Consider the following 15,134-nt stretch of genomic DNA (forward strand, 5'->3'; position numbering starts at 1 on the left):
CGCGCGGTGCTGTACACGTCGGGCGAGCGGGAGCCGAGCAAGCTATTGCTCGTCATCCATCAGCTCGCGGTGGATGGGGTGTCGTGGCGGGTGCTGCGGGAGGATCTGCTCACGGCGTTGCGCCAGCTCCAGGCAGGGGCTCCGGTCCAACTGCCGCCGAAGACCACCTCCTTCCAGCAGTGGGCGCAGCGGCTGGAGGCCCATGCCCAGACCCCCGCTGCTCGCGAGGAGGCCGCGTACTGGCTGGGGCTGTCCTGGGCGCGTGTCTCGCGCCTTCCCGTGGATCTTCCGGGCGGTGACAACACCCTGGCCTCCGCGCGGCAGGTGGGCGTGGAGCTCGATGTGGAGGAGACCCGGGCGCTGCTTCACGAGGTGCCACGCGCCTGGAGGACACGAATCGACGAGGTGTTGCTGGCCGCGCTGGCGGAGGCCTTCCGTCGGTGGACGGGTGCACCGGGGCTGCTCGTGAACCTGGAGGAGCACGGGCGCGAGGAGTTGCTGGAGGGCGTGGACGTGTCGCGCACCGTGGGCTGCTTCACCCGCCTGTACCCGGTGCTGCTGGAAGCAGGGGAGGGGCTGGAGGCGGGGCTGAAACACATCAAGGAGACCCTCCGAGGCATTCCCTGGCGCGGCTTGGGTTTCGGCGTGCTGCGCTACCTCTCGGGTGAGCCGGAGCTCTCCGCCCGCATGAGGGCACTCCCGGTGCCGGAGGTCTCCTTCCATTACCGCGGGCAGCTCGATGCGGGCCTGCCCGAGGGCGCTTCCCTCTCCATGGCATCGGAGTGGGTGGGCCCCACCTCGCCCGAGCGAACCCGACGCGCGCATCTGCTCGACATCCACGGCGTCGTCTCCGGGGATCGGCTCCAGGTCTTCTGGACGTACAGCGAGAACATCCACGCGCGGGAGACCGTCGAGGCGCTCGCGCGGGACTTCCAGCAGGCACTGCGTGGACTGATCGCCCGCTGCTCGGAGGAGGGAGTGGGAGGCTTCACGCCGTCCGACTTCCCGCTCGCGGAGCTGGGGCAGGAGTCGTTGGACGCGCTGGTGGCGCGGGTGACGCGAGGGGATGCCCGGCTTCAGCGGAACATCGAGGATCTCTATCCCCTCTCGCCCCTTCAGCAGGGGCTGCTCTTCCACGTGCTGCAGGCCTCGGGCGCCTCGGGCTTGTACTTCAACCAGATGTCCTGGGAGATGCACGGGGCGCTGGATGTCACCGCCCTGGCCCGCGCGTGGCAGGAGACGGTGGCGCGGCACACCGCGCTGCGCACGGCCTTCTTCTGGGAGGGATTGGAGGCTCCGCTCCAGCTGGTGATGAGGGAGGTGCAGCTGCCCATCCGCTCGGAGGACTGGCGCGAGGTGCCGCCCTCGGAGCGTCAGGCGCGGCTCGGCGCGTGGCTGGAGGAGGATCTCCGCCGCGGCTTCGAGGTGGAGCGGGCGCCCCTGATGCGGATCGCGTTGATGCGCATCGACGAGCGGGCGTGGCTCTTCGCGCTGAGCTACTCGCACCTGCTGCTGGATGGCTGGTCCCTGCCGCTCCTGCTGGGAGAGGTGTTCGGACGTTACGAGGCCCAGGTGCGGGGCCTCGCGCGCACCTGGCCCGAGGCGCGCCCCTACCGCGACTTCATCGAATGGCTGAAGCGGAGGGATCTGGGAGAGGCCCGGGAGTTCTGGCGCCGGTCGCTCGCGGGCTTCTCGTCGCCCACGCGGGTGTGGGCGGATCGCGGGCCCGTGGCTGACGGCACGCCCGTGCGCCGGGAGAAGCGGGTCCATCTGGCTCCGGAGCAACTCGCCGCGCTCCAAGCGTTCTCGCGCCGCAACCAGGTCACCCTGGGGACGTGCATCCAGGGGGCCTGGGCGCTGCTGCTGCGCCACCACTCCGGTGAGGACGACGTCGTCTTTGGCAACACGAGCTCCGGCCGACCCGCGACCCTGCCAGGGGTGGAGGCGCTGGTGGGCCTGTTCATCAACACGCTCCCGGTGCGCGTGCGGATGCCGCGAGGCGAGCCCGTGGGCGGGTGGCTGCGGGAGCTGCAGGCCTGGCTGCTGGAGATGCGGCAGTACGACTACACCCCGCTGGTGGAGGCCCAGCGCTGCGGAGAGGTGCCGCTCGGAACGCCGCTCTTCGAGACGCTGGTGGTGGTGGAGAACTTCCCGCTGGATGGCTCGCTCGGGAAGGGGGCGGAGCTGGAGGTCCGCGACGTGCGGAGCTACATGCTCGACAGCTTCCCGCTGACGCTGATCGCGGAGACGCACCAGGGGTTGAGCCTGCACCTCCTGCACGACGAGCGCCGCATCGACGGGGCGGACGCGGAGCGGATGTTGGGGCACCTCCAGGTGTTGCTCGCGCGGATGGTGGAGTCGGCGGAGCGCCCGGTGGCGGAGCTGTCCCCGTTGGACGAGGCGGAGCGCCAGCGTGTCCTCCGGGAGTGGAACGCGACGGCGGTGGCGCGCGAGGACGGAGGGGGGCTCGCGGCGCTGCTGGAGGCGCAGGTGGCGCGCACGCCGGAGGCCCTGGCGGTGGGGATGGGGCCGGCGCGGCTCACCTTCCGCGAGCTGGACGCGCGGGCCAACCAGGTGGCGCACCGGTTGCGGCGGATGGGCGTGGGCCCGGACGTGCGCGTGGGCTTGTGCGTGGAGCGCTCGCTGGATCTGGTGGTGGGCCTGTGGGGCATCCTGAAGGCCGGTGGTGCGTATGTGCCATTGGATCCGGCCTATCCGCCCGAGCGGCTGCGCTACATGTTGGAGGACTCGGGGGCCGGGGTGGTGGTGACGGAGGGTGAGGCCGCCGCCGGGCTCGTGGGGCCCGGGCAGACGTCGTTGCGGCTGGATGCCGAGGCCGAGGCGCTGCGTGCGGAGCCGGAGACGCCGGTGCCGGGCGGCGCGGGTCCGGAGCACCTGGCCTATGCCATCTACACCTCGGGCAGCACCGGCCGTCCCAAGGCGGTGATGGTGCGGCAGCGCGCGGTGGCCAACCTCATCGAGGCGCTGCACCGGGCGGTGTACGCGCCGCTGGGGCCGGGGCGGCGGGTGAGCGTGAATGGCTCGGTGTCCTTCGACACCTCGGTGAAGCAGCTCTTCCAACTGCTGCGCGGCCACGCGTTGGATCTGACGCCGGAGTCCGTGCGCTTCGACGGCGAGGCCCTGCGCGAGTACCTGGAGCAACAGCGGGTGGACGTCTTCGACTGCACGCCCTCGCAGTTGTTGCTCCTGCAGGAGACGGGTTGGTTGGAGGAGGCCACGCGCCCCGTGACGCTGCTGGTGGGCGGAGAGGCCCTCTCCGAGACGCTGTGGCGGAGTCTGGCGGCCTCGCGCAGGGTGCGAGCGTTCAACGTGTATGGCCCCACCGAGTGCACGGTGGACGCGACGGTGTGCCCCGTGACCGCGGAGCACGGACGTCCCGTGCTCGGCCGGCCCATCGACAACGTGCGGCTGTACGTGCTGGACGGGGACGGGCAGCCGGTGGGCGTGGGCGTCGCGGGCGAGCTGTTCATCGGCGGAGCGGGGTTGGCGCGTGGGTACCTCGGGCGTCCGGACGCGACGGCCGAGCGCTTCGTGCCGGATCCCTTCGGCGGCGAGCCCGGTGCGCGGCTGTACCGCACGGGGGATCGGGCCCGGTGGCTGGCGGACGGGACGGTGGAGTTCCTCGGACGCGTGGACTTCCAGGTGAAGCTGCGCGGCCACCGGATCGAGCTGGGCGAGGTGGAGGCGGCCCTGCGCGAGCAGCCCTCGGTGCGTGACGCGGTGGCCGCCGTGCGCGAATACGGACCGGGAGATCAACGCCTGGTGGCCTACGTGGTGGTGTCGGCGCTGGTGGACACCTCCGAGCTGCGGGCGGCCCTCAAGACGCGCCTGCCCGAGCCGATGGTGCCCGCGGCCATCGTCGAGCTGTCCGCCTTCCCGCTCACGCCGAGCGGCAAGGTGGATCGCAAGGCGCTGCCGTTGCCGGGCTCGGTGAGGGCGAGTGGGGGCTTCGTCCCGCCTCGCACGGACACGGAGCGGCGGCTGGCGGAGCTGTGGTCCCGGACGCTGGGGGTGGAGCGGGTCGGAGTGGGGGACCACTTCTTCGAGCTGGGTGGACACTCGCTGCTGGCCACGCAGCTCGTGTCGCGGGTGCGGGGTGGCTTCGGCGTGGAGCTGTCGCTGCGCGCGGTCTTCGAGTCCCCGAGGCTGGAGGAGCTCGCCCGCCGGGTGGAGGAGGCACCCCGGCTCGCCACGGGCACCGCCGCGCCTCCGCCGCTGATCGCGCGCCGGGAAGAGGAAGTGCTGCTCAGCTTCGCCCAGCAGCGGCTGTGGTTCCTGGAGCGGCTCCAGCCCGGGAGCGCGGCCTACAACATTCCCTATGCGGTGCGGTTGACGGGCCCCCTGGACATCCCCTCGCTGGAGCGGGGATTGGAGGAGATCGTCCAGCGCCACCAGGTGTTGAGGACGACGTTCGGCGAGCACGAGGGCAGGCCGGTGGCGCGTGTCGCGGCGCGGATGCCGGTGCCGCTCGGGATGGTGGAGCTTTCGGAGCTCCCGGCGGACGAGCGCGAGGCCGAGGTGCTTCGGCTGGCGGAGCGGGAGGCCCGGACGCCCTTCGTGCTCGCGGAGGGGCCGCTGCTGCGCACGACGCTCCTGCGCCTGGGCGAGGCCGATCACGTGCTGCTGCTGACGATGCACCACATCGTCACGGATGGCTGGTCCACGGGCATCTTCGTGCGGGAGCTGGCGGCGCTGTATGGGGCCTTCTCGCGAGGAGAGTCGAGCCCGCTGCCGGAGCTGCCGCTGCAATACGCGGATTATGCCCGGTGGCAGCGCGAGTGGTTGCAGGGCGAGGTGCTGGAGGGGCAGCTGGGGTACTGGAAGCAACGGCTCGCGGGCAGCCCGCCCGTGTTGAACCTGCCGCTGGACAGGCCGCGGCCCGAGGTGCCGGAGTTCCATGAGGGCACGCGTCGCTTCTCCCTGTCGAGAGAGCGGGTGGAGTCGCTCCGGGCCCTGGGGCAGCGCGAGGGGTGCAGCCTGTTCATGGTGCTGCTGGGGAGCTTCCAGGCGCTGCTGGCGCACTGGAGCGGGCAGGAAGACATCGTGGTGGGCACGCCGGTGGCGGGGCGCACGCGCGCGGAGGTGGAGGGGCTGATCGGCTTCTTCGTCAACACGCTGGTGCTGCGGACGGACGTATCGGGATCGCCAACGTTCCGGGAGCTGCTGGCGAGGGTGAGGGAGGTGGCGCTGGGGGCGTACGCGCACCAGGACGTGCCGTTCGAGAAGCTGGTGGAGGAGCTGCGGCCGGTGCGGGACATGCGGTACACGCCACTCTTCCAGGTGATGTTCTCGCTTCAGAACATGCCCCGGACGTCCCTGGAGCTGCCGGGCCTCACGCTCACCGGGCTCGAGCCGGTGGCGGGCAGCTCGAAGTTCGATCTCTCGCTCGCGCTGGAGGCGTGGGAGGGCGGACTGCGGGGGCTGCTGAGCTACAACGCCCGGCTCTTCGACGAGGGCACCGTGGGGCGGTGGATCTCCGAGTTGGAGGCACTGCTCGCGGAGGTGGCGAGGGCGCCGGACGAGCCGCTTCCCCGCGTGTTGGGGGATGGCACCGCGCGGGCTCGTCCCGGGTTGCCTCCGCCGCTCCTTCCCAGGCGCCCGGCGCGCTCCGGGTACGTGGAGCCCGAGGGCCCGGTGGCGATCGCGCTGGCCCGGCTCTGGCGCGAGCTGCTCCGGGTGGAGCGTGTGGGGATGCACGACGACTTCTTCGAGCTGGGCGGGCACTCGCTGCTGGCCACGCAGCTCGTATCGCGGGTGCGCAAGACCTTCGGGGTGGAGTTGCCGCTGCGGACCCTCTTCGATGCTCCGACGCTCGGGGCGTGGGCCGCGCGCATCGCCGCCGCTCGCGAGGTGGGGAGCTCGGCGCAACCCGTGCTTCAGGCGAAGGGGGCGGGGGACTCTCAGCCACTCAGCTTCGCCCAGCAGCGGCTGTGGTTCCTGGAGCAGCTCCAGCCAGGGAGCTCGGCCTACAACATTCCCTATGCGTTGCGGCTGGAGGGCCGGCTCGAGCGGAAGGCGCTGGAGCGCGCACTGGAGGAGGTGGTGCGCCGGCACGAGGTCCTCCGGGTTTCGTTCGAGAGCCGGGCCGGAGAGCCGGTGTTGCGACTGAACGAGCCGCCTCGGCTGAGCCTGGATCCGGTGGACCTGTCGGCGCTGGATGCCGGGCGGAGGGACGAGGAGGTGGAGCGGCGCGCGTCCGAGGAGGCGGGCAGGCCGTTCGAGCTCTCCGAGGGGCCGCTGCTGCGCGCGACGCTGTTGCGGTTGGCGGAGCGGGAGCACGTGTTGCTGCTGACGGTGCACCACATCGTCTTCGACGGCTGGTCCACGGGCATCCTCTTCCGGGAGCTGGCGGCGCTGTACGGGGCCTTCTCGCGAGGAGAGCCGAGCCCGCTGCCGGAGCTGCCGCTGCAATACGCGGATTACGCCCGGTGGCAGCGCGAGTGGCTGAAGGGCGAGGTGCTGGAGGCGCAGCTGGGGTACTGGAAGCAGCGGCTCGCGGGGAGCCCGCCCGTGTTGAACCTGCCGCTGGACAAGCCGCGTCCGGCCCGGAGGTCCTCGCGTGCGGGCCATGTGCCGGTGGCGCTGTCCCGTGAGGTGAGCGAGGCCCTGGAGTCCCTGGCGCAGCAGGAAGGATGCAGCCTGTTCATGGTGCTGCTGGGGGGCTTCCAGGCGCTGCTGGCGCGCTGGAGCGGACAGGAAGACATCGTGGTGGGCACGCCGGTGGCGGGGCGCACGCGCGCGGAGGTGGAGGAGCTGATCGGCTTCTTCGTCAACACGCTGGTGCTGCGGACGGACGTGTCCGGAGCGCCGACGTTCCGGGAGCTGCTGGCGAGAGTGAGGGAGGTGGCGCTGGGGGCGTACGCGCACCAGGACGTGCCGTTCGAGAAGCTGGTGGAGGAGCTGAGGCCGGTGCGGGAGCTGCGGCACTCGCCACTCTTCCAGGTGATGTTCGCCCTGCAGAACATCCCCACGCGCGAGGTTTCACTCCCCGGGCTGAAGCTGTCCCCGATGGAGAACGAGGGAGTGGAGGCGAAGCTCGACGTGGTGCTGAGCCTCACGCGAACGCCGGAGGGACTGCGGGGCGCGTTCACCTACGACGCGGCCCTCTTCGAGCCGGTGACGATCGAGCGGCTGGCGCGTCACCTGGAGACGTTGCTGGCGGCGGTGGCGGCGGCTCCGGATCGACGGGTGGAGGCGGTGGAGTTGCTGCGCGGGGAGGAGCGGACGCGGGTGCTGGAGGAGTGGAGCCGCGGGCCGCGAGTGGACGGGCCGGTGGATGGACTGGGGCGGCTGTTGGAGCGCCAGGCCGCGCGGACGCCGGAGGCGATGGCGCTGGAGGGGAGCGGTCAGCGGCTGAGCTACGGGGAGCTGCGGACGCGGGCGAGGAAGCTCGCGCACCGGCTGCGGCGCGAGGGCGTGGGCCCGGAGGTACGGGTGGGGGTGCTGCTGGAGAAGAGCGTGGAGGCGGTGGTGGCCTTCTGGGGCATCCAGCTCGCGGGAGGCGTGTACGTGCCGCTGGAGGCGGTGCAGCCTCCGGAGCGCCTGGCGTGGATGGCGGAGGACGCGAGCGTGCACGCGGTGGTGACGCGGCGGGGCCTGGAGGAGCGGTGCCGTCTGGCCGAGGGCGTGCGCGTGGTGCGGGTGGAGGACGTGGGGGAGGCGGAAGCGGGCGCGTTGGAGGCGGGAGTCCTGCCGGACAACGCGGCCTACATCCTCTACACCTCGGGCAGCACGGGGCGACCCAAGGGTGTGGTGGTGACTCACGAGGGGGCGTGCGATCTGGTGAGAGGCAAGGCGGGAGCCTTCGGAGTCGGGGCGGAGAGCCGGGTGTTGCAGTTCTCCTCGCTCGGCTTCGATGTCTCGCTCTGGGACTACCTGTTGGCGCTGGCTGTGGGCGGGACGCTGTACGTGCCGTCGGGAGGGAAGGTGCCGCTGGGCGAGGAGCTGCGGCGCGAGCTGGTGGAGGGCTCGGTGACGGTGCTGGCCCTGCCGCCCTCGGTGCTGGCGTTGCTGCCACAGGAGGGACTGGAGCACCTGCGGGTGGTGATGGCGGCGGGCGAGGCGTGCCCGCCGGAGCTGGTGGAGCGGTGGGGCAGGGGGCGGCGCTTCGTCAACGGGTATGGCCCCACGGAGGTGTCGGTGCTGGCCACGTGGGAGGAGTGCGAGCCCGGCGAGGGCCGGCCGCCCATCGGAAGGCCGCTGGCCAACACGCGGGCGTACGTGCTGGATGGGGCGATGCGGCCGGTGCCACCGGGCGTGGCCGGAGAGCTGTACCTGGGCGGGCCGGGACTGGCGCGGGGCTACATGGGGAGGCCGGAGCTGACGGCGGAGCGCTTCGTGCCGGACGCACTCAGTGGCGAGCCGGGAGCGCGGCTGTACCGCACGGGAGACGTGGTGCGGTGGAGGGCGGACGGGCGGCTCGACTACCTGGGCCGAGCGGACGCGCAGGTGAAGGTGAACGGAGTGCGGGTGGAGCCAGGCGAGGTGGAGACGGTGCTACGGGAGCTGGCTGGCGCGAAGCAGGCGCACGTGAGGGCGTGGAAGAGTCCCTCGGGCGAGTCGCGGCTGGTGGCGTACGTGGTCCCCGGCGAGTCCACGCCGCGCGAGGAGCGGGAGCTGCGTGCGCGGCTGCGCCATCGGTTGATGGAGGCGATGGTGCCCTCCGTGTGCGTCTACCTGGAGGCGCTGCCGCTCACCTCCAGCGGCAAGGTGGATGGGCGAGCACTGCCCGCGCCGGAGGAGGTCCACCGGGAGGAGCGGGAGAGGGTCGCGCCGAGGGATGAGCTGGAGCGCGAGCTGGTGAACTTCTGGGAGGAGGTGCTCGGGGTGCGGCCGGTGGGGGTGACGGACTCCTTCTTCGAGCTCGGGGGTCAGTCATTGCTGGCGGTGCGGCTGGTGGCGCGGCTCCAGGAGCGGCTGGGACACGCGGTGCCGCTGGCGGCGCTCTTCGAGGGACCCACCATCGAGCAGCTCGCGGCCCGGCTGCGCGCGGACGTTCCCGCCCCCGTCCAGGGCAACCGCGTCACGCTCCAACCCCAGGGCTCGCTCACGCCTGTCTTCTGGGTGCACCCCGTGGGAGGCAACGTCCTCTGCTACGCGGAGCTCGCGCGGCGCCTCGGCACGGGGAGGCCCTTCCACGCCCTCCAGGCCACGGGGTTGGACGGACGCGAGGCTCCGCTCCAGAGCGTGGAGGACATGGCCCGCCGGTACGTGGAGCAGGTGCGCGCCGTCCAGCCCGAGGGGCCGTATCTCCTCGGGGGCTGGTCCCTGGGCGGGACGGTGGCCTTCGAGATGGCCAGGGCGCTGCGCCGTCAGGGACAGGAGGTGGCCTCGCTCGTGTTGCTCGACAGCTTCGCTCCCGCCGAGTCGCCCCAGCTGGAGGAACCGGATGACGCCACGTTGCTCGCGGGCTTCGCGGCGGATCTGGCCCGGAGCGCCGGACGCGAGGTGTCCCTCACGCCCGAGTCCCTCGCGGGCCTGTCCCCCGAGGAGCGGATCCGTGCCCTCTGGACACATGCGCGAGAGTCGGGGTTGTTGCCTCCCACGACGGGAGTGGAGGAGTTGCGAGTGCTGCTGGAGGTGGCCCGGGCGAACCTCCGGGCCGTGGCCCGCTACCGCCCCGAGCCCTACGCGGGACGGGTGAAGCTGCTCCGGGCGCGAGACGCGCGGCGGAGGACAGGGGTGGACCCCACGCATGGCTGGGGGCGCCTCATCTCCAACGGGCTCGCCGTCGAGGACGTACCGGGAGACCACCACGGCATCCTCCGGGCGCCGCACGTGGGCGAGCTGGCGGAGCGGCTGGCACGTTGGTTGGCCGAGGCGGACGGGAAGGAGGGCGGAACTCCCGCCAGAACGCGCGGCTGAGCAGGCTCGGGCGCTCCTCGGCACTGGGTGTAGGAGTCAAATCACCTCGAGCGGCGCCGTGCCTCTTCCGGGAAGCAGCAAACGTTTCAACTGCCCCTATCGCGGCAACTGCGGATTAATCCGCAACTCCTCATCCTCCAGAACGAGCCGCCAGCCAATGTTTGTCATTCTCATGCCCCCGAGCCCGATGGTTGCGCCTGCCCTCCTGCTTTAAATACTCACTCACCGCCAACACCGGTGGTACAAAAGGGAGTCCCAACATGGAAAAGACGAACAAGGCCAAGCTTCGCCTCAACAAGGAGACCCTCCGGAATCTCTCGGCTGACACGCGGAACAAGGCCGGTGATGGAGATAGCATGGCTCTCCTGTGCAGCGTGGTCTGTGATTCCGCTGTCTGCTCCGTCATCGCGGTTCTCTGCAGCAACTAGGAACACCGCCCCCAAGCCACCCGACAAAAACAGGGCCTCCGAACGCCGCCCCAGGGCATTTGGAGGCTCGTTCAACGCAATTCCTGTCGTCGCACGGAATGCCGTCCAGTGAGCACAGGCCTGCCCTGGCGTCGCATCGCGCCGAGCGCGCGGAGCGTAGTACTGGGTTGTCCACCAAAGCAGCTTCGACTGGGTTTGGAGGCAATCACCATGGCGGAATGGCTCCCTCTCCTCGAGGGCTCCCTACGGGAGCGTGCGCTGGAAGTCGTGGACGAGGCCGCGAGCGCGCTTCTGGCGCCGCGGGCGGTGAGGGGACCCTCGCTCTCCAATGGCCAGGCGGGTCTGGCCCTCCTGTTCGCCGAGTTGGAGCGCGCGCGGCCCGGAAGTGGCCACATCGTCCACGCGGAGCGGCTCATCCTGGAGGCCGCGTCGGCGCTCGAGGCGCACCCCCTCCCGCCCTGGCTCTACGGGGGATTCCCGGGGATCGCCTGGTCCATCGAGCGGCTCGGCACGTTGGGAGTTTCACCGCTCGAAGGATTGGAAGAGATCGATGAGACGCTGCTGGGGTTGGTCTCTCAAAGGCCCTGGAGCGCCGAGTACGATCTGATCCTCGGGCTGGTGGGCATTGGCGTCTACGCGCTCGAGCGCCTGCCGCGCCCGGCGGCCGCCATGTGCCTCGAGGAGCTCGTGGACCGGCTGGAGGAGCGCTCCACCCATACCGGGTCGGGAGTCTCCTGGTGGACTCCACCCCAACATCTGTCATCGCATCAGCGGCTCGTGTATCGCGACGGGTGCTTCAACCTGGGGGCGGCGCACGGGGTTCCCGCGATCGTGGCCCTGCTCGCCTTGATTGCCCGGGCGGGAGTGGCCGGACAGAAGGCTCGCGAGCTCTCCTCGGGCGGAGCCCGCTGGCTCCTGACGAAGGCGATGCCTGACAGCCCGGGAGCCCGCTTCCCTTCGGCGGTCGCACCGGAGCGCCCCGCCGAGGCCTGTCGCTCCGCCTGGTGCTATGGCGATCCCGGCGTTGCGCTCTGCCTGCTCGTCGCCGCCCGGGCCCTGTCGGATCATGAATTGGAGCGGGCCGTGCTGGAGATCGCGAGAGAGGCCGCGAGGCGTCCGCCGGAGCACGCGGGAGTTCGGGACGCGGGGCTCTGCCACGGCGCCACGGGCCTCGGGCATATCTACAACCGGCTCTATCAGGCCTCCCGGGAACCCTTGTTCAAGGAGGCCGCTACCGCGTGGTTCGCCCGGGCGCTGGAGATGCGGCGCCCCGGGGAAGGCCTGGCGGGATTCCTCTCCTGGTCCTTGCTGCCCGGCCAACAGGAGGAGGAGATCGGCTGGATACCGGATGGCTCCCTGCTCAGCGGCACCACGGGTATCGCGCTGGCCCTGCAGGCCGCATGTCACCCCTTCACGCCCACCTGGGACGGCATGCTCATGGCCGCCATCCCCGCTTGAGCCCATTCGCCCCATGATCCATCCCACTTCCGAGGAGAGGTCCCAGGAGCTCCCGTTCTCCCCATCGGGGTTCTTCGTGCTCCGCACGCCCCTGCTGCCCTTCGACGAGCTGATCAGGTGGGGAGAGGGGCTGGAGGCGCCGCGTCTCCAGCCGGACTCCCCTGGGCTCGTGCCAGCGCTCCGCCGGGATCGCCTCACCCTGCGGGTGCGACTGGGCGAGATTCTGCGGCGGATGGAGGTGCGCGAAGCGCTCTTCGTGGCCTCGCCGGCCCTCTACGAGAGCCTGGGCCAGTGGGAGCGCGATCCGGAGAGCGAGCGCGGGGAGAAAGTGGAGCGCAGTGTCGTCCGCTATCTGGCCCGCATGACGGGGCGCTCCACCCCCTTCGGCCTCTTCGCGGGTTACTCCGTGGGCGCGCTGGGGGAGCGGACGCGGCTCCGGCTCGCCCCCCGCGCCGCCTACCAACGCCATACCCGCCTGGACATGGCCTATGCCTGCATGCTCGCCGAGGCGCTCTCGCGTGCGCCCGAGCTGCGCCCGCACATCCCCCACCGGCCCAACAGCGGCCTGTACCGCGCGAGCGGGCGGCTGCGCTACGCCGAGGCGCGGATGGTCGAGAAGACCCGCTCGTACCATCTGGTGGCGGTCGAGCCGACCGAGTACCTGGAGGCGATGCTGACGCATGCCAGCGCGGGAGCCCTGCCCGAGGCACTGGTGCGCGCGCTGGTCGAGATGGATCCGGAGATCAGCCTCCCGGAGGCAACGGAGTACATCGATGAGCTGATCGACAGCCAGCTCCTGGTGTCCGAGCTCTCTCCATCGGTGACAGGCGCGGAGGCCGTCCCCGAGCTGATCTCCCAGCTCCAACGACTCCCTCGCGGCGCCCCCTGCGCTGGCGTGCTGATGGAGGTCCAGTCCGCCCTGGATCATCTGGATCGGTGCGGCCCCGGCGCGCCGCTCGATCACTACCTCGAGGTGGCCCGGAAGCTCTCGCGGTTGCCTGCTCCCGTCGAGCTGCCCCGGCTGTTCCAGGTGGACATGGTCAAGCCAGCGCCCGAGTCCGTGCTGGGGCGGGAGGTCACCCGCGAGCTGGAGCGCGGCGTGCGGCTCCTCCACCGCATCACCCCCAGTCCACCGCGGGACGCCCTGGAGCGCTTCCGCGAGGCGTTCCTCCAGCGTTATGAGGGACGCGAGGTTCCCCTGCTCGAGGCGCTGGATGAGGAGGCTGGCGTCGGATTCCGGCAGTCCAACGCCCCCAGCGCGGAGGCGGCGCCGCTCCTGGCCGGGCTGGCCCTGGGCGGAGCCCCCGACAGGCACATGCGCTTCGGGGATCGCGAGGCCTTCCTCCTGCGCCGGTTGGAGGAGACCCTGCGCACGGGCAACCTGGCCCTCGAATTGGATGACAAGGACCTCGAGCGTCTGGAGTTCAAGGAGCGCCAGCCCCTGCCGGACTCCTTCGCGGCAATCGCGACCGTGGTGGCGGAGTCGGAGGCCGCGCTCGCTCGGGGAAACTTCCAGCTCCGCCTCCACGCTGCCTCCGGTCCCTCGGGCGCCAATCTCCTGGGCCGTTTCTGTCACGGAGATCCTCTGCTCCACCGCAAGGTGGAGGAGGTGTTGCGTGCCGAGGAGGCGCTCCGACCCGGCGCGGTGTTCGCGGAGATCGTCCACCTGCCCCAGGGGCGGGTCGGCAACATCCTCGCCCGCCCGGTCCTGCGCCAGTACGAGCTCACCTACCTGGGCAGGTCCGGCGCTCCTCCCGAGCGGCAGTTCGATGCGTCCGACTTGAGGATCTCCATCCAGGGCTCGCGGATCGTCCTGCACTCGGCGCGGCTGGGACGCGAGGTCATCCCCCGGATGACCAACGCGCACAACTTCGGGCAGCAGAGCCTTGCCCTCTACCATTTCCTCTGCGCGCTACAGCATCAGGACCACTGCGGAGGCGTGACCTGGAGCTGGGGACCCCTGGTCAACGCGAGCTTCCTGCCCAGAGTCACCCATCGGCGGCTGGTGCTGTCCCCGGCGACGTGGAAACTCTGGCGCGACACGTTGGAGAGGCTCGGCAAGCTGGACAGGGACCAGCGCTTCGCCGCGTTCCAGGCGCTCAGGGCCGAGCGGCGCATGCCTCGCTTCATCGCGCTGGAGGATGGGGACAACCTGCTCCCGACCGACCTGGACAACGTGCTCGGCGTCGAGACCCTGCTCCAACTGCTCAAGGGCCGCTCCCTGGCGACGCTGGTGGAGGTGTTCCCCGGGCCGAACGAGCTCTGCGTGGAGGGTCCCGAGGGCCGCTTCGTCCACGATCTGGTGGTGCCCTTCGTGCGCTCCCAGCCCACGGTGGAGGAGACCCGCGTGCCGGCCCTGTCCCGCTCCGCGGGGGCGCCGAGGCTCTCCAGCCAGCCTCGCAGCTTCCTACCCGGTTCGGAGTGGCTGTACGTCAAGCTCTACACCGGCGCCGCAACGGCGGACCGCCTCCTCACGGATACGGTGGCCCCGCTGGTGAAGTCCGCGCTCGGCTCGGGAGCGGCGGACGGATGGTTCTTCATTCGTTATAGCGATCCGGGTTGGCACCTCCGGTTGCGCCTCCATGGCTCCCCCAAGCACCTGCGCGAGCTGGCTGGCGAGCTCCCCGGCTTGCTGGAGCCGCTCCAGCGGGAGCAGCTCCTGTGGAAGCTCCAGTTCGACACCTACGAGCGGGAGGTGGAGCGTTACGGGGGACCGGAGGCCATCCTCCTCGCCGAACGGTTGTTCCAGGTGGACAGCGAGGCCGTGTTGGAGCTCCTGGAGCTGCTGCGGGGAGATGAAGGCGCGGACGCGCGCTGGCGCCTGACACTGTGTGGGATGGCTCGGCTGCTCTCGGACCTGCGGCTCGGGTTGGACACCCGGCTCCGGGTGTTGACCTCGCTGCGCGAGATGTTCGGCCGCGAGTTCCATGTTGAGCGTGCCACCGAGCACCAACTCACCGAGCGCTTCCGGAAGGAGCGCCGGAGCTTGGAGGAGCTGCTGGGCTCCGAAAAGGCGGGCTCGCCGGAGCTCACCCGGGGGCTTCAGGTGCTCCAGCGCCGCTCCGAGAGGCTGGCGCCCATCGTCACGGAGTTGAGCGCGCTGGCGGGCAGGGGCAAGCTAGGTGTCCCCATCCCCGAGCTGGCCGGGAGCTTCCTGCACATGCATGCCAACCGCATGATGCGGGCGGCGGCGCGGGCGCAGGAGCTGGTCCTCTACGACCTCCTCGCTCGTCACGACGCGTCCCTGGTTGCCCGTCAGCGGAAGTCGGGTTCGACGAGCTGAGCCAGTTGCGCCGGTATCGCGCGGTGCGGCCCTCGGCCTTGAGGTAGGCGAGGAAGCGGGCCACCAGCTCGGCCGCCATG

At 71.1% G+C, this 15,134-nt stretch carries 4 protein-coding genes (1 of these 4 cut by a window edge); all 4 read left to right on the plus strand.

Annotation, left to right across the window (positions count from 1 at the left end; genetic code table 11):
* Nucleotides 1-9,885, plus strand: the 3' portion of a protein-coding gene (locus JQX13_RS38740) for a non-ribosomal peptide synthetase (RefSeq protein WP_203404445.1). It extends 3,498 nt beyond the left edge of the window; 9,885 of the gene's 13,383 nt are visible here — the last part of the coding sequence; the start codon falls outside the window, past its left edge; its stop codon occupies nucleotides 9,883-9,885.
* Between the two features lie 260 nt (nucleotides 9,886-10,145).
* Nucleotides 10,146-10,313: a hypothetical protein gene (locus JQX13_RS38745; protein WP_203404446.1), complete on the plus strand. Its 168-nt coding sequence runs from the start codon at nucleotides 10,146-10,148 to the stop codon at nucleotides 10,311-10,313.
* Nucleotides 10,314-10,523: 210 nt separating this feature from the next.
* Nucleotides 10,524-11,771: a lanthionine synthetase C family protein gene (locus tag JQX13_RS38750; RefSeq protein ID WP_203404447.1), complete on the plus strand. Its 1,248-nt coding sequence runs from the start codon at nucleotides 10,524-10,526 to the stop codon at nucleotides 11,769-11,771.
* Between the two features lie 13 nt (nucleotides 11,772-11,784).
* A complete protein-coding gene (locus JQX13_RS38755) occupies nucleotides 11,785-15,054 on the plus strand; it encodes a lantibiotic dehydratase (protein WP_203404448.1) in 3,270 nt (1,089 codons plus the stop codon).
* The last annotated feature ends 80 nt before the right edge of the window (nucleotides 15,055-15,134 follow it).

The organism is Archangium violaceum (assembly GCF_016859125.1).
In the GTDB taxonomy this organism is placed as follows: domain Bacteria; phylum Myxococcota; class Myxococcia; order Myxococcales; family Myxococcaceae; genus Archangium; species Archangium violaceum_A.